Raw genomic sequence first — 14,797 nt, forward strand, 5'->3', positions numbered from 1 at the left:
TCGCTGCTTGCGACACCATCGGCCCGGCGGCTCAGCTGCCGGGCTTTCCGTATCGGAGCCGCATATGCAAGACTTCCTCGAATTCCAATCGATCTCCAAGGGCTATCCCGGCGTCCAGGCGCTGTCGGATGTCTCGTTTTCCGTGCGCAAGGGTGCCGTCCATGGGCTCATGGGCGAGAACGGCGCCGGCAAGTCGACACTCATTCGTCTGCTATCCGGCGACCAGGCCGCCGACGAAGGAGAGATCCGCATCGACGGCGAGGCGCAGAGCTATCGTTCCGTGCGCGACGCCTTTCGTGCCGGTGTGATCGTCATCCATCAGGAACTGCAGCTCGTGCCTGAGCTGACGGTGGCCGAAAACCTCTGGCTCGGCCACTTCCCCGGCAAGGGCGGCGTCATCGACCGCCGCCGGCTGATCGGAATGGTCGGCGAGAAACTCGCGGAAATCGGCATCGACGTCGATCCGTCGGCCAAGATCGCATCGCTCTCGATCGGCGAGCGCCAGATGGTCGAGATCGCCAAGGCGGTCATGCTCGACGCGCGCGTCATCGCGCTCGATGAGCCAACATCGTCGCTGTCCTCGCGCGAAAGCGAAATCCTCTTTGCCCTCATCGAGCGCCTCCGTTCAAACGGCACGGTGATCCTCTACGTTTCCCACCGTCTCGACGAAATCTTCCGGCTCTGCGACAGCCTAACGGTGCTGCGCGACGGCAAGCTTGCCGCCCATCATCCCGATATCTCCAAAGTGACCCGCGACCAGATCATCGCCGAAATGGTGGGGCGCGAGATCTCCAACATCTGGGGCTGGCGGGCCCGTGACCTCGGCGCCGAACGGCTGCGGGTCGAAGCGATCTCGGGGCCGAAACTGAAGACACCCCTAAGCTTTTCCGTTCGGTGCGGCGAAATCCTCGGTTTCTTCGGCCTGATCGGCGCTGGCCGCAGCGAAATGACCCGGCTGGTCTACGGTGCGGACAGGCGCAACCAGGGAACCGTCAGCATCGATGGCACGATCGTGCCGGCCGACAGTCCGCCGCAATCGATCCGCGCCGGCATGGTGCTGTGCCCGGAGGATCGCAAGTTCGACGGTATCGTCCAGGGGCGCAGCATCGAAGAAAACATGGCGATCTCGTCGCGACGGCACTTCTCGCCCTTCGGCATCCTCGACCTGAAGAAGGAGGCGGAGCTTGCCGACCGGTTCATCGCCAAGCTCCGGGTGCGCACGCCGTCGCGCAAGCAGGACATCATCAATCTCTCCGGCGGCAACCAGCAGAAGGTCATCCTCGGCCGCTGGCTCTCCGAACAGGGCGTAAGGGTTCTCATCATTGACGAGCCGACGCGCGGCATCGACGTCGGCGCCAAGTCGGAGATCTACGAAATCCTCTATGAACTCGCGGCTCAGGGCATGGCGATCGTCGTCATCTCCAGCGAGCTGCCCGAGGTGATGGGCATCACCGACCGTATTCTCGTCATGTGCCAGGGCCGGATCGCCGCCGATATCGCGCGCGCCGATTTCGACGAACGCCGCATCCTCGCCGCCGCCCTTCCCGATGTTCCAACCGAGCAGGTTCAGCCCTCATGACTTCCTTGAAAAAACTTCTTCTCGGCGAACAGGGTCTGGTCGTCATCTTCGCCGTCGCCTTCGCTATCGTGGCGCTGACGGTTCCAAACTTCCTGACCGAGCGCAACATGCTGGGCCTGCTGCAATCGGTCGTCACCATCGGCATTGTCGCCTGCACGATGATGTTCTGCCTCGCCTCGCGTGACTTCGACCTCTCTGTCGGCTCGACCGTCGCTTTCTCGGGCATGGTCGCCGTCATGGCTTCCAACGCGTCGGGTTCGATCTTCATCGGTCTCGTTGCCGCGCTGCTCTGCGGTGGCTTCGTTGGCCTGGTCAACGGCGTGGTCATCGCGCATTTTCGCATCAACGCGCTGATCACGACGCTTGCCACGATGCAGATCGTGCGCGGTTTCGCGCTGATCGCGTCCGACGGTCGCGCCGTCGGCATCAACGATCCGGGCTTTTACCAGCTGGCGCTGTCGAAGTTCCTCGGCATCCCGACGCCGATCTGGGTGATGGGCTTCTTCTTTCTCGTCTTCGGCTTTGTGCTCAACCGCACCGTCTTCGGCAAGAACACGCTGGCGATCGGCGGCAATCCGGAAGCCTCGCGTCTGGCTGGCGTCAACGTCTCCAACATGCGCATCTGGATCTTCGCGCTGCAGGGCCTGGTCTGCGCCGTTGCCGGTGTGCTGCTCGCCTCGCGCATCACCTCCGGCCAGCCGAATGCGGCAACCGGGCTCGAGCTCTCGGTGATCTCCGCCTGCGTGCTCGGCGGCGTCTCACTTGCCGGCGGCCGAGCGGCAATGACCGGCGTGATCGTCGGCGTGCTGATCATGGGTATTGCCGAGAACGTCATGAACCTGCTCAACATCCAGGCCTTCTACCAGTATGTCGTGCGCGGCCTGATCCTGCTGCTCGCCGTCCTTCTCGACAATCTGCGCTCGGCCGCTGCCGGCCGCCGCAGTTAGCGGCATGGCGGGCGATGTCCTCCTCCTGGAGAACGACGAGGGGCTCACCGTCGAGGTGAGCCCGCTCGGCGGCGCCATTCTCTCGGCTCGCTGGCGCGGTATTCCGGTGCTCGCACCGACGCCGGCTCCGGGTCTCGCTTCTCAGGCGCTCGGCGCCGAGGCATGCTTTCCGCTGGTGCCCTTCGGCAACCGCATCGAGGACAATGGCTTCCACTTCGACGGTCGCGGTTACATGCTCACGCCCAACACGGCCGATCCGCTCGTTCTACATGGAGATGGCTGGCTTGAGCGCTGGTCGCTCCTTCACCAGGACCGTCATTCGCTGGCGCTCGGCTATAGCCAGGAGGCAGACGCGGCCACGCCCTTCGCTTATGAGACGCTGCAGACGATAACGATCGACGGTGCAAACGTGATCCTTTCGCTCACTGTCACCAGCCGGGCCGCGCAGACGCTCCCCTACGGACTGGGCTTTCATCCCTATTTTCCGCGCACGCCGGGAACACGCCTTTTTGCCCGCGCCGAGCGATATTGGACGGAACGGGAGAACCACCTGCCGGGCGCAGTGAAGCCGGTTCCGGAAGAATTGGACTTCACATCCGGCACCCCGCTGCCGCCCGGCTGGCTGAACAATGCCTTCGACGGCTGGGATGGAAAGATGCGCGTCGAATGGCCGGAAAGCGGCCTTGCGCTTTCGCTTGATGCGGACGAGAGCTTGCGCTTCTTCGTCCTCTATTCTCCATCCGCCGACGCCGATTTCTTCTGCTTCGAGCCAATGAGCCACCGACCGAACGCACACCGGCAGCCAGAAGGCGGTGGCCTCGTCCAGCTGGCACCCGGAGAAGCCCTGCGAGGCACAGTGACCCTACGGGTCCACGAACTCGGACCGTGACTGACTCCATTGAAAAAGGCGGCGCCCCTCACGGAGCGCCGCCATCGCTATCCTTGGGGATCCACCGCCGCGGTTAGGCAGGCTGTTGTTCTTCGCGCGTCTTCACGAGGCTCCAGACCACGCCAGCGGCAATGATCGCGAAGGTGACGCCGAGCGAGAGAGCAGCCGGGAATTTCTCAAGCCCCAGGAGGTCGGCGACGAAGATCTTCGAGCCGATGAAGATCAGGACGACGGCGAGCGCAGGCTTCAGGTAGCGGAAGCGGTGGATCATCGCGGCAAGGGCGAAATAGAGAGCGCGCAGGCCGAGGATAGCGAAGATGTTCGACGTGTAGACGATGAAGGGGTCCGTGGTGATCGCGAAGATCGCGGGAACCGAGTCGACAGCGAAGATCACATCGGCCACCTCGACCATGACCAGCGCCATGAAGAGGGGCGTGATGAACCAGGTCATCCTGCCGGTCTTGGGGTTTACGAGCTTCACGAAGAAGCGCTCGCCATGATGCTCTTCGGTGACGTTGAAGCGGCTTCGCATGAAGCGGACCAGCGCGTTGTTGGAAACGTCAGGCTCGGCCTCCTTCATGACCAGCATCTTGATGCCTGTGAAGACAAGGAAGGCTGCGAAGAAATACAGAATCCAGGCAAATTCGGCAACGAGCGTCGCGCCGACGCCGATCATGATGGCGCGCAGGACGATAACGCCAAGGATGCCCCAGAAGAGAACCCGGTGCTGGTAAATGCGCGGAACGGCGAAGAAGGAGAAGATGAGGGCGATGACGAAGACGTTATCAAGCGCCAGCGTCTTTTCGACCACAAAGCCGGTCATGTAGGCAAGGCCGGACTCGGCGCCGAGATACCACCACACCCAGCCGCCGAAAGTCAGGCCAAGCGCGATATAAAAGGCGGAAAGCTTGACGCTTTCGGCAACGCCGATCTCCTTGTTCTCCTTATGGAGAATGCCGAGGTCGAACGAAAGGATAGCGATGACGAGGGCGAAGAAGCTCGCCCACATCCAGAGCGGCGTTCCCAGCCACACTACAGACATGAAGGAAAAGTCCACAGACGGGTCCCCAAACGGCACATGTTGTCGGAATAAGGTCCGACATCGCAAGAGTGCCGAAGCTCTCGCCAGAGGGGCCCGGACCAGCGGGTTGGCGGAGAAATGGGATCTCGATTTTCGCAGTTCAAGGTCGGACCTGCAATTTTTTCAAGAATTTCTGGAAGTTCTGTAGCGGCCCCTGCCCGGCTAACGACCGGGCTCGACTTGCTCGGAACAGGGCCGGTCGTAGGTGCGCCCATGGCTCGCGCTCGGGCGCTGTCGCACCGCCACGAGGCTCGCCGCCACCGCAAGGGCGGCCACCGCAGCTCCTACCAGCGGCAGCGCTTGCGACGACGCGGCCTCCAGCGTGACCCCACCGACGGCCGTACCGAGGGCGACACCGATATGCATGGCTGAAAGATTGAGGCTGATTCCGGCATCCGCCGCGTCAGGTCCGGTCACCATCAGAAAGCTCTGCACCACCGGCGAGATCATCCAACTAATGCAGCCCCACACCATCATGACGGCAATGAAGGTCCAGGGCGTCGATGAGGCAAGCGGCAGCAACAGCAGGGTCAGCAGATAGGCGAGAGGCGTGATGACGATCGCCCGGCGCGGCGTCGCGGCATCCGCGAGCCAGCCGCTGAGATAGCCGCCGCTGACGCCTGCCACGCCGAAGGCGACAAATGCCAGCACGAGCTCCGTTTGGCCGAGGCCGACACGATCGGTGATGTAGGGCGCGAGATAGGCGAACAGGGAAAAATGGCCGCCGATCATCAAGATGGAGACGAACTGGCCGGCCACGAGCGGCAAGGATCGCAGATGCTGCCGATAGCCGGAGACGCCTTGTCGCCGCCTGCCTGAAGGTGCAAGGCTCGTGTAACAGACGACGAGGATCAGCAGGGCGAAGAAGGCAAGCGCCGCGAATACGCTTCGCCAGCCGAAGAGGTCGGATACCACCATTCCGGCCGGCACGCCCAACACCATCGAGCCGCTGATGCCCATGAAGATGATGCCGATGGCGCGGCCGCGCCTATCCGGCCCCGCCAGCTCCGCCGCCAGCATGGTCGCGACCAGACAGACGGTCGCGCTCGCCGCAGCCATGGCGATGCGGGCGATGAGCAGCACCGCGAAGTTCGGGCTGAGCGCCGCCACAAGGTTGCTTGCGACGAACAGCACAAGGGCAAACAGGAAGATCGCCCTGCGCTCCACGCGCACCGTCAGCAATTGCCCCAGCGGTGCACTGAGCGCGAACGCCACCGAAAAGGCCGCGGTCAATTGTCCCGCAAGGCCGACAGAGACGGCAAGGCCGTCGCCGACATCCGGGAGGATCCCGATGATGATGTTTTCGGCGGTCCCGGTCGCGAAGGTCGCGAGGGCCAGCAGGAATATGCGAGGGTTCATGCCACCATCCCCGTGCAATGCCGTCTTGCGCGGAAGGACGGCAATCCTTCACGGCATCACGGCGAGCTACATTCTGGGGTTTCGGGGCGCGAGCTTCGGTTATCCCTCTGCGATTTTGGTATCACGTCACTCAGCGCGCGAAAAGGCGGCGATTGGCCTCGGGACTTCATCGTGATCTTTTGCATGGGTCGGATCGGTCCGGCCGGCCCATCTCCCAATGGCTGCCACGACCTTTTCTTCAAACGCCGGGAATAGGTTCCGCGCTCCGTCGTTCCTCCTGCATCTGTGATGAGGAGAACTGCGATGGCACTCGCCTTTCTGAAGAGGCCGCAACCCCGTTTGACCTTTCTCTGCCGCAAGGAAGATGAAGGCGTGATCCCGCCGCCCGTCCGCGCCAAGACCACCCTGCCCGACTGGTTCCGGAAACTGCCGGCCATCGATGCGAACCATGTTTCGCCGACGAGCAGCGGCATCACGGTCAAACGCTGCATGCCCTTCCTCGACGCCATGGCAGCCGGCTGGGTTATCGGGCTTGCCGCAACGGTGCGCATGGAAATCTCGGATGGCGGCCAGCGGGTCGATTGCGGCTGGGATTTCGATCGGGCGATGGTGAGCAACCACGCCAGCCACTAGGGGCAGGCAATCCGCATGAGCCGCTGCCGCCGTGCAAGTTCCACAACTACTGGACCATTCACACACCGCCCGGATGGAGCTGCCTCTTCGTGCCGCCGCTCAACCGGCCGAACCGCGTGTTCGAGATCGTCTCGGGCGTCGTCGATACCGACAGCTACCAATCGGAGATCCATTTTCCGTTCTTCGCCACCGGCGGGGACGGACTGCATGTGCTGGAGCGCTGCACGCCGATCGTCCAGGTGATCCCCTTCCGCCGCGATGCTTCCGATCTCGACGCGGACATTCGCAGCGAAAGTGCAACGGAGGGGGATGTTCGCAAGACGATCCTGCGCAAGACGCTCGCCTCGGACGGCTGGTACAGGAAGTTCGCTCGCGCGCAGCGGTAACGCCAGCCTGCCGACGACGTTTCGACGTCGCTGTATCACGCGACGGCGGCGGTACTCCATGCCCGAATGCTCACTAAATATAACATTGAAATAATTATGTTTTCTTGGGAATAACTGCAAGCGACCGACGTTCCTCCCTTGCAGTCAACGAGACTGTCCCCACAACGGAGAACGTCATGAAAAAGGTCCTCGCAGTTCTGAGTGCATTCCTGGCGGTTGGCGCGGCAGCACCGGCATCTGCTATTGCCGATGACCCGGTCACCCGCTTCCTGCAGAAGGCGACCGGAAACGGCAAATCAAGCCACGCGCGCTATGGCCGGAACGACGACGGACGCGGAAGCTGGAGCTCCAACCGCAGTTCCAACAGCTCGTCGAACTCCTCGCGAAACTCCAGCTCGAATTCGAGTTCGAACTCAAGCTCGAACAGCAGTTCCAATTCGCCGAGCAACTCCAGTTCAAGCAACTCCAGCAATTCTTCCTCGAACTCTTCGTCCAATTCCTCCTCGAACTCAACGTCCGATGATGATTGATACGGCCTCTCGCGAGGCGGCGTGAAGAGTTGATCCCCCAAGCAATCGTCCCCCGCACCGACCGGCGTGGGGGACACGTCACGTTGTCGATCAAGACGCGATCGGCTGCTTTCCGACGGACAAGGTGCAAGGCCGTAGCCTTGGCGTGGAAGGCCCGGGGGAAGGCCCGAGATGCGCCCGGACCCATCGCGCGACGTCGCTTGACAGTCGGTTCAAAATAAACTTAACATGTTAATGGATTGAATGTTCCCGATGAGGAGCGAGAGGAAGATTCAAGCCGCCGAGGAGGGCCTGCATCACCGTCTGATCGCCGTCATTTGAGTTGACGTGAAGCGGCAAAGGCATGCCCTTTTTCCGGGTGGAGCGACACGGATCAATGGGAGGGATCTATGATACTGAACCGACGGAGCCTTATTAAAGCCGGTGGTGCCATGCTTGCGGCGCCTCTCGTCTTGCGGACTGGTTCTGCGCACGCGCAGAGCGCAGTCACGCTGAAGCTTCACCATTTCCTGCCGCCGGCGTCCAACGTCCACCAGCGGCTCTTGACTCCATGGGCCAAAACCCTGGAGGAGCAGAGCAAGGGTGCGCTCAAGGTCGATATCTTTCCGGCGATGCAGCTCGGCGGCAAACCGCCTCAGCTTTACGATCAGGCGGCCAACGGCGTCGTCGATATCGTCTGGACCCTACCGGGCAACACACCCGGACGGTTCCCCTCCACCGAGGTGTTCGAACTTCCTTTCGTCGCCGCGAAAGAGGCCACCATCAACGCCCAGGCCTGCCAGGAATACGGACTGACGCATGTCCTGAAGGAAACCGCCGACACGCAATTGCTGTGCTTCTGGGCCCATGACCAGGGACTGATCCACACCAACAAGGAAGTGAAATCCAGCGCCGATCTGGCCGGCCTCAAGCTGCGCAATCCGACCCGGCTTGCCGGCGAGGCGCTGGCGGCACTGGGCGCAACGCCAGTCGGCATGCCCGTTCCGCAGGTACCGGAAGCGCTGGCCCAGCGGGCGATCGACGGCTGCGTCATCCCGTGGGAAGTGGTTCCCTCGATCAAGGTGAACGAACTCACCAAGTTCCATACGGAAATTCCGGGCTCGCCGACGCTTTACACCGCGACCTTCTTCCTGGCGATGAACAAGGGCAAGTATGAGGCGCTGCCGGCCGAACTGAAGGCGGTGCTGGACGCCAACAGCGGCATGACCTTCGCCAAAAAAGCCGGCGAAATGTGGGACAGCGTCGGGGCCGAAGTGCGTGCCTCGATCGAAGCATCCGGAAGCGGAACGATCAGTGCCATCAGCGAGGACGAAAAGGCGAAGTGGGTCGCGGCGACCAAGCCCGTTCACGACAAGTGGATCGAGGACATGAAAGCCAAGGATCTCGACGGCCAGGCGCTGATCAATGCCGCCCAGGGGCTCGTGCAGAAATACACGAACGCCTGAAAGGCGCTGCCAGCCTTGTGCGCCTGAATTCGGGCGCACCGGATCGTTCAAGAGCTCGGGGCCAAGATGACGGAAGAAGCAATGTACGAAGGCGTGGTGAATGTGCCGCGCCGACGCGGGTTGGAACGCCTCGCGGCGGGATTGGCACTCATAGGCGGAACGCTGATCTGCCTTGCGGCCGGACTGGTGACGGTCAGTGTGCTCGGGCGCTGGCTTTTCAATCGACCGGTTCCTGCCGACTACGAACTGGTGGAGGTCGCGATCGGCGTCGCGGTCTTCTCGTTCCTTGGCTACACCCAGGCGCGCAACGGCCATATCGCCGTCGATACCTTCACGCTCGCTCTTCCGGCACGCGTCACCCGAGTCATCGACGGCGCCTGGGACCTGGTGCTGGCCGCCTGCCTGGCATTCTTCGCCTGGGGCCTTCTCACCGGCGGCCTCGAGGCGCGGCAATACGGAACGACGTTGATCCAGCTGCCCTGGCCGATCTGGCCGGTCTATCTGACCTGCGCCGTACTGGCGGCGCTTGCCTCCGTCATCGGCTTGTCCGTCGCCATTCTCAAGATCGGAGGCCCTCGATGAGCGGCTTTGCCATTGCCTGCCTGGGCTTCGCTGCGATGCTGGTGCTGATCGCCATCAGAATGCCGATCGCGCTTGCCATGCTTGCGGTCGGAGCCGCCGGCTATGCCTATCTCTCCGGGCCGCACGCGCTGATCTACTATCTGCAGACCAACACTTACAGCCAGTTTGCCAGCTACACGCTTTCGGTCATTCCGCTCTTCATCCTGATGGGCGCGCTTGCCGAGCAATCGGGCATCGCCGCAACCATGTTCCGGGTCGCCGAGCGCAGGCTCGGGCGGTTCAAGGGCGGAATGCCGATGGCGGTGATTGCCGCTTGCACCGGCTTCGGCGCGATCTGCGGCTCGTCGGTCGCGACGACGGCCACCTTCGGACGCGCGGCACTGCCGGAACTGCGCCGGGCGCGGGTCGATGCCGGGCTTGGCACCGGCACGATCGCCGCCGGCGGCACGCTCGGCATCCTCATACCGCCCTCGGTCATTCTGGTGATCTACGCAATCACCGCCGAGCAGAACATCGCCAAGCTGTTCCAGGCCGCCCTGGTGCCGGGATTGCTCGCTGCGGCGTTCTATCTGATCGCCATCGCCGTGGTCGTGCGGCGCAAGCCTCATCTCGCGCCGCCGGTGACGGTCGTCGAGGTTGCAAAGGCGCAACGTCCGTTCTGGGCAAGGCCACTGGGGCTAGTCTTGCTTGTCGGCGGTGCTGTCGGCTGGCTGTTGGGTTCGCTCGGTACCGTCGGTGCGATATTGCTGGCGATCTTTGGTCTGCTTCTTGTCGCCGCGGATTTCGCAGTCGTTCCCGCCGCCGCCGTTGCGGTCACGGTCGTCGGCGGCATCTATGGCGAGGTGTTCACGCCGACGGAAGGGGCAGCGGTCGGTGCCGCGATGACGCTCGCGATCGGCCTGCTGCAACGGACGCTGAGCCCGGCCGCACTGAAGAACGCGCTGTTGCAGACGGCGGAGACCAGCGGGATGATTTTCCTGATCCTCCTTGGGGCGGAGGTCTTCGGCGCGTTTCTCGCGCTGACCCAGATGCCGATGATGCTGGCTTCGATGATCGGGGACTCCGGGCTGCCGCCCTACGCCGTCGTCTGCGGCATGCTGTTGATCTACATCGTGCTCGGCGCCGTCATGGACGAACTGGCGATGATCCTGCTCACCCTCCCCGTCTTCATCCCGATCGTCATGACGCTCGATCTCGGCATGCCACCGGACGACGTCGCCATCTGGTTCGGTATTCTCGTGCTGATCGTGGTCGGTATCGGCCTCTCGGCTCCGCCGATCGGCCTCAATGTCTTCATCATCAACAAGCTGGCGACCGACGTGCCGATATCGCAGACCTACCGCGGCGTGATGCCGTTCGTGATCGCCGACCTCGTGAGGCTGGTCATCGTCACAGCGTCCCCGGGCGTCGCGCTGGCGCTGGTGCGCCTGCTGAATTGACGAGACCGGTCCATGGCGGTGCCCCTGCACGCCGCCTCGTCACATTTGACATGACACGGCCCGGCATCGGCGCCCGGCCGTGTGGCGGATCGGCGAAAGGCTCAGAACTCGGCTTCAACGAGGCATTAGAAGGTGCACCCTGGGCCAGGCTGCTGGACGAGGCTCAACGGGTCCCATGCACCAATACATGCTTTTTATAATCAAGTTTTAGCACGCGACAAACGGCTTTGTGTGAAGACGCCCGGTGCCCACGAGACGCTAGCCGGTACCGCTCTATCCTGAGCCTGCGCTCTGCCTGAGCTCGACAAGCAGCGCATCTGCCTCCCATGCCCTCCGCCTGGAGGTTGCCGCTTCCTTGACCAGCGTGCAAAGCCGCGCGTTGACCGGCGCCCGGCGGCCGAGCTTGTTGGCGAGCGCGACAACCGCGCCGTTGATCCAATCCACTTCGGGAAAGCGGCCCGCGGCAAGGTCGTCGGCCATCGAGGAGCGCGCCGTGGCATCGATCTTCAGCATGCGGCCGGCAATGATCCGGAACAAGGCGTCCGGCAAACTCAGAACGGACGGCAGCCAGTTTGATGGAAGCGGTGTCAGGCGCGCCGGCCGGACACGTCCCTCAGCTGCCAGTAGCGACAGGGCTTCTCGCTGAGCAAGCGCCAGGCAGAGGCGAAAGCCATGCGTCTGGAGTTGCTCACGCAGGGGCAAGCCGGAGAGCGCATTGATCGCATTGTTGAGGTTCATCAGCAGCTTTGCCCATTGCACCTCTTCCATGTCGCGCCGCAGGTCGAGAGCCAACCCCGCCGCCGCGAAGAGCGGCACGGCGGCAGCCATCAGCGGGTCGTGCTCGACTGCGATGTTGCCTTCCGTCGCACGATGCAGATGGGCCGGCCCAGGGGCCGTCACATTGAAGGGAACCATGCCGCGCAAGATCTTTGCGGACGGCAGCAAGGTCTGCAGCGTGGTGCTGTTGCTCACACCGTTCTGCAGACTGAGGACCGGCGTACCGGAGCGCAGCACTGAGGAAAGCTCTGTGGCGGCACCCGCCGTCTGCCCGGATTTGACCGTCAGGAGGACGAGATCGCAGTCCGCCAGCGAAGAAACCGCATCGGAATAGGCGACCCGCTCGGGTGCGACGACGTCGTCACGCCCATCCAGATCGGTCAGGCGCAACCCGTCCTTCCGCCAAGCGGCACCACGCGCCGACCGGCCGACGAAGATCACCTCGGCCCCACCGGCCAAAAGGCATCCGCCGACGAAACCACCGACCGCGCCGGCGCCGAACACTCCGATTTTCACAACACCCGCCCCCCGCATGCCAGGGAGTATAGGTCGGGATCGTCGTTTTCCAATTCGCCGCTTACGATCGGGCGGAAATGCGTTGGCTGAGCCAGATGCTGCCGATAACCAGAAGGACGCCGACAATCTGAAGCACACTCAAGGACTGCCCCAGGAACACCCATCCGAGAAAACCCGCAGTCAGCGGGCTCAGGAAGAGAAGGGCCGACACGGCCGCCGATTCCAGCCGCGCGATACCGCGAAACCAGAGAACATAGGTCAGCGCCGCGCCGATCAGGCTGAGCCAGGCGAGAGTAAGCAGGTTGGGAACGGTCGGCAACGGGACCGCCGGCTCAAAGGCAAGGGCGACGGGAACGAGCAGCAAGCCACCCGCCGTCAGCTGCCATGCCGTGGATGTGAGCAGCGATTCCGGAGACTTCCACTTTCTGGCCAGGACGTTGCCGAAGGCCATGGAAACGGCACCGGCGAGGCCGGCGGCAATGCCGATTTCGTCCAGCGCGGCCTGCGGCGTCAACACCAGCAGCGCGACGCCGACTATGCCGACAATGGCAGCGACAAGAGAGACCGGACGGATCGGCGCCTTCAGGAGGAGCGCTGCAATGAAAACCACGATCAAAGGCTGGACCGCCGCGACGGTTGCCGCCACACCGCCCGGAAGACGGTAGGCGGCGACGAACAACATGCTCAGAAAGATCGAGATGTTGAGCGCGCCGAGCGCAAAGGCGCGAAACCACCAGATGCCGCGCGGCAATCGCCGGACGATCAGGAGAAGCAGCAACCCGGCCGGCAATGCCCGCAACAGGGCGACCGTCAGCGGCGAGAAGCCCTGCAGGAATTCGGTGGCAACGATATAGGTGCTGCCCCAGATGACGGGGGCGATCGCAGTGATGGCGATATCGGAAACGTCTGTTTTCATGAGAATTGAAGAACCTCGCCAAGCGGCCTGCGGGGCTTTTGCGGCCAGTTTCCAGGTAGGGCACGGCCGACCGCCAGAAGCATTGCCGGCAATTCGCCAGGCCCAAGGCCGAACTCCCGGGTGACGCCCTCGGCATCGAACCCGCCCATCGGGCCCGACGCCAATCCCAAGGCCCCGGCAGCGTAGATCAAGGTCGCGGCGCCGAGACTGGCCGAACGCACGGCCTCGTCGCGGGCAACCTTGGCGTCGGCATACTGGGCGCGCACGGCCTCCTGCCAACCGGAAACCATTTCGCCTGGCATGTAACCGGTGTCGACGGAGGGGCGCAGCCTTGCAGGCAGCGTCTCGTGATCGGGCAGCAGGCCGCAGACGATGAAGGTCACGGCAGCTTCCGAGACCTTGGCTTGCCCGTGAGCCACATTACGCAGCCTGGCTTTTCCTTCGCGCGTGCGCACGGCGATGAACCGCCAGTTCTGAAGGTTGTAGGCCGTTGGCGCGCGGGTTGCGAGCCGCACCAGGTCCTCGATTTCGGCGTCCGCCAGCTCGTGGGTCGCATCGAACCGATTGGCAGACACGCGCTGTTCGATGAGGGCGATCATGGGATGTGTCATTCTTCCGATCCGATCGAATATCTGTCGGAGCGACCCTATTGAATTCACCTAGCATTGATAATATTGCCGTTTCACAAGACATCATTCACCATTGGAAAATTATCGTGGACCGCTACACCGCCCTCCAGGTCTTCCGCCACGTGGCCGAACTCGGCAGCTTCGCAGGGGCGGGGCGCAAGCTCGGCCTGTCACCGGCGGCGATCAGCAAGAACGTTGCCGAACTCGAAGCCAGCGTCGGCGCGCGGCTCATCAACCGCACCACGCGACGCATGGCGCTGACGGACGAGGGGAAGCTCTATCTGGAGCATGTCGTGCGCGGACTGGATGCGCTAAAGGATGCCGACGCAGCACTCTCGCCCGTGCGGCAGACACCGGGAGGGACGTTGCGCGTCGCCGCTCCCATGACCGTGACGCTGATGCGGCTTTCGTCCGTCATCCCCGAATTCCTGGCCCGCTACCCGGACCTCAAGCTCGACCTTCATCTCGACGACAGGCGCGTCGATATTGTCCGGGAGGGGTTCGATCTCGCCATACGCGGCAGCGACAAGCTGGAGGATTCCAGCCTGATCGCCAGGAAGCTCGCGGTCATGCCGCATGTCCTCTGTTCGGCGCCCGCCTACTTCGAGGCGCACGGCAAACCGCTGGATCCCACCGACCTGAAATCGCACAACTGTATCCGCTTCAGTCTCTCGGGACATGCGGACCTATGGGAGTTTCGCAAGGGCAGCCGCACAGAGAAGGTGGCCGTAAAGGCCCGCTATTCGGTGACATCAAGCCTTGCCGTGCGCGATGCGTTGCGCGCCGGCTTCGGGGTGAGCCTGATACCCCGCCCCTATGTGGAGGACGATCTGAAGAGCGGTCGACTGCAACGCGTACTTTCCGACTGGGATACGGTCGAAACCACGCTCTACGCCATCTACCCCTCCCGGCAGCACGTCGCCCCGAAGATCCGGGCGTTCCTCGATTTTCTCGCCGAAACATTCAGCCGCCCCCAATAAAGCGCCGGGCGCATGTCGCGTCGAGAGACGGGCATGGGATCGAACCGTTGCAAGCCGACAAAATCTCGCACTGTTCCCTGGGGAACACCGGCGATGCGATGCGCCAGTA

Annotated in this window: 13 protein-coding genes and 1 pseudogene; 8 read left to right on the plus strand and 6 right to left on the minus strand. The window is 63.1% G+C overall.

Going from position 1 to position 14,797, the window contains the following annotated elements:
* The first annotated feature begins 64 nt into the window (after window positions 1-64).
* From araG to PWG15_RS31095, 3 genes are read left to right on the plus strand one after another with little or no spacing between them, the layout of a single operon-like run.
* Window positions 65-1,579 carry an L-arabinose ABC transporter ATP-binding protein AraG gene (araG, locus tag PWG15_RS31085; protein ID WP_275025429.1) on the plus strand — a complete coding sequence of 505 codons (1,515 nt, stop codon included), beginning with the start codon at window positions 65-67 and terminating at the stop codon, window positions 1,577-1,579.
* Entirely contained in the window at window positions 1,576-2,526 is a 951-nt protein-coding gene (gene araH / locus PWG15_RS31090) for an L-arabinose ABC transporter permease AraH (RefSeq protein WP_275025430.1), read from the plus strand. The genes araG and araH overlap by 4 nt, the downstream gene beginning before the upstream one ends.
* A gap of 4 nt (window positions 2,527-2,530) precedes the next feature.
* Window positions 2,531-3,415, plus strand: a complete 885-nt coding sequence (locus tag PWG15_RS31095) for an aldose 1-epimerase (RefSeq protein WP_275025431.1) — start codon at window positions 2,531-2,533, stop codon at window positions 3,413-3,415.
* Window positions 3,416-3,488: 73 nt separating this feature from the next.
* Here the strand turns inward: PWG15_RS31095 and PWG15_RS31100 are convergent, their stop codons facing one another.
* Both PWG15_RS31100 and PWG15_RS31105 read right to left on the minus strand, forming a co-directional pair.
* A complete protein-coding gene (locus tag PWG15_RS31100; protein WP_425536792.1) occupies window positions 3,489-4,457 on the minus strand; it encodes a TerC family protein in 969 nt (322 codons plus the stop codon).
* A gap of 201 nt (window positions 4,458-4,658) precedes the next feature.
* Window positions 4,659-5,855 (minus strand): MFS transporter, encoded by a 1,197-nt coding sequence (locus PWG15_RS31105; RefSeq protein ID WP_275025434.1) that lies wholly within the window; start codon window positions 5,853-5,855, stop codon window positions 4,659-4,661.
* Window positions 5,856-6,158: 303 nt separating this feature from the next.
* On the opposite strand from PWG15_RS31105, the pseudogene PWG15_RS31110 reads away from it, so the two are divergent.
* Window positions 6,159-6,874 (plus strand): annotated as a pseudogene (locus PWG15_RS31110) (DUF6065 family protein).
* 310 nt (window positions 6,875-7,184) lie between these two features.
* On the opposite strand, the gene PWG15_RS31115 reads toward PWG15_RS31110, so the two are convergent.
* Window positions 7,185-7,445, minus strand: coding sequence for a hypothetical protein (locus PWG15_RS31115; RefSeq protein ID WP_275025435.1), 261 nt, complete (start codon window positions 7,443-7,445; stop codon window positions 7,185-7,187).
* A gap of 390 nt (window positions 7,446-7,835) precedes the next feature.
* Between PWG15_RS31115 and PWG15_RS31120 the strand changes: the two genes are divergently transcribed.
* The 3 genes from PWG15_RS31120 (at window position 7,836) to PWG15_RS31130 (ending at window position 10,870) form a co-directional block, all read left to right on the plus strand.
* The gene (locus PWG15_RS31120) at window positions 7,836-8,849 is read left to right on the plus strand and encodes a TRAP transporter substrate-binding protein (protein ID WP_275025436.1); all 1,014 of its coding nucleotides are present in this window, start codon (window positions 7,836-7,838) and stop codon (window positions 8,847-8,849) included.
* 66 nt (window positions 8,850-8,915) lie between these two features.
* Window positions 8,916-9,431: a TRAP transporter small permease gene (locus tag PWG15_RS31125; RefSeq protein WP_275025437.1), complete on the plus strand. Its 516-nt coding sequence runs from the start codon at window positions 8,916-8,918 to the stop codon at window positions 9,429-9,431.
* Window positions 9,428-10,870 (plus strand): TRAP transporter large permease, encoded by a 1,443-nt coding sequence (locus PWG15_RS31130; protein WP_275025438.1) that lies wholly within the window; start codon window positions 9,428-9,430, stop codon window positions 10,868-10,870. The genes PWG15_RS31125 and PWG15_RS31130 overlap by 4 nt, the downstream gene beginning before the upstream one ends.
* A 273-nt stretch (window positions 10,871-11,143) precedes the next feature.
* Here the strand turns inward: PWG15_RS31130 and PWG15_RS31135 are convergent, their stop codons facing one another.
* The 3 genes from PWG15_RS31135 to PWG15_RS31145 are packed head-to-tail and all read right to left on the minus strand — an operon-like array spanning window position 11,144 to window position 13,690.
* A complete protein-coding gene (locus PWG15_RS31135) occupies window positions 11,144-12,181 on the minus strand; it encodes a 2-dehydropantoate 2-reductase (protein WP_275025439.1) in 1,038 nt (345 codons plus the stop codon).
* A gap of 43 nt (window positions 12,182-12,224) precedes the next feature.
* Window positions 12,225-13,079, minus strand: coding sequence for an EamA family transporter (locus PWG15_RS31140; RefSeq protein ID WP_275025440.1), 855 nt, complete (start codon window positions 13,077-13,079; stop codon window positions 12,225-12,227).
* On the minus strand, window positions 13,076-13,690 hold the full coding sequence (locus PWG15_RS31145) for a nitroreductase family protein (RefSeq protein WP_275025441.1): 615 nt from the start codon (window positions 13,688-13,690) through the stop codon (window positions 13,076-13,078). The genes PWG15_RS31140 and PWG15_RS31145 overlap by 4 nt, the downstream gene beginning before the upstream one ends.
* A gap of 104 nt (window positions 13,691-13,794) precedes the next feature.
* Here PWG15_RS31145 and PWG15_RS31150 point away from each other — a divergent pair, with 104 nt between their 5' ends.
* The gene (locus PWG15_RS31150; RefSeq protein WP_275025442.1) at window positions 13,795-14,688 is read left to right on the plus strand and encodes a LysR family transcriptional regulator; all 894 of its coding nucleotides are present in this window, start codon (window positions 13,795-13,797) and stop codon (window positions 14,686-14,688) included.
* Window positions 14,689-14,797: the final 109 nt, after the last annotated feature.

Source organism: Ensifer adhaerens, assembly GCF_028993555.1.
Classification (GTDB): Bacteria; Pseudomonadota; Alphaproteobacteria; order Rhizobiales; family Rhizobiaceae; genus Ensifer; species Ensifer adhaerens_I.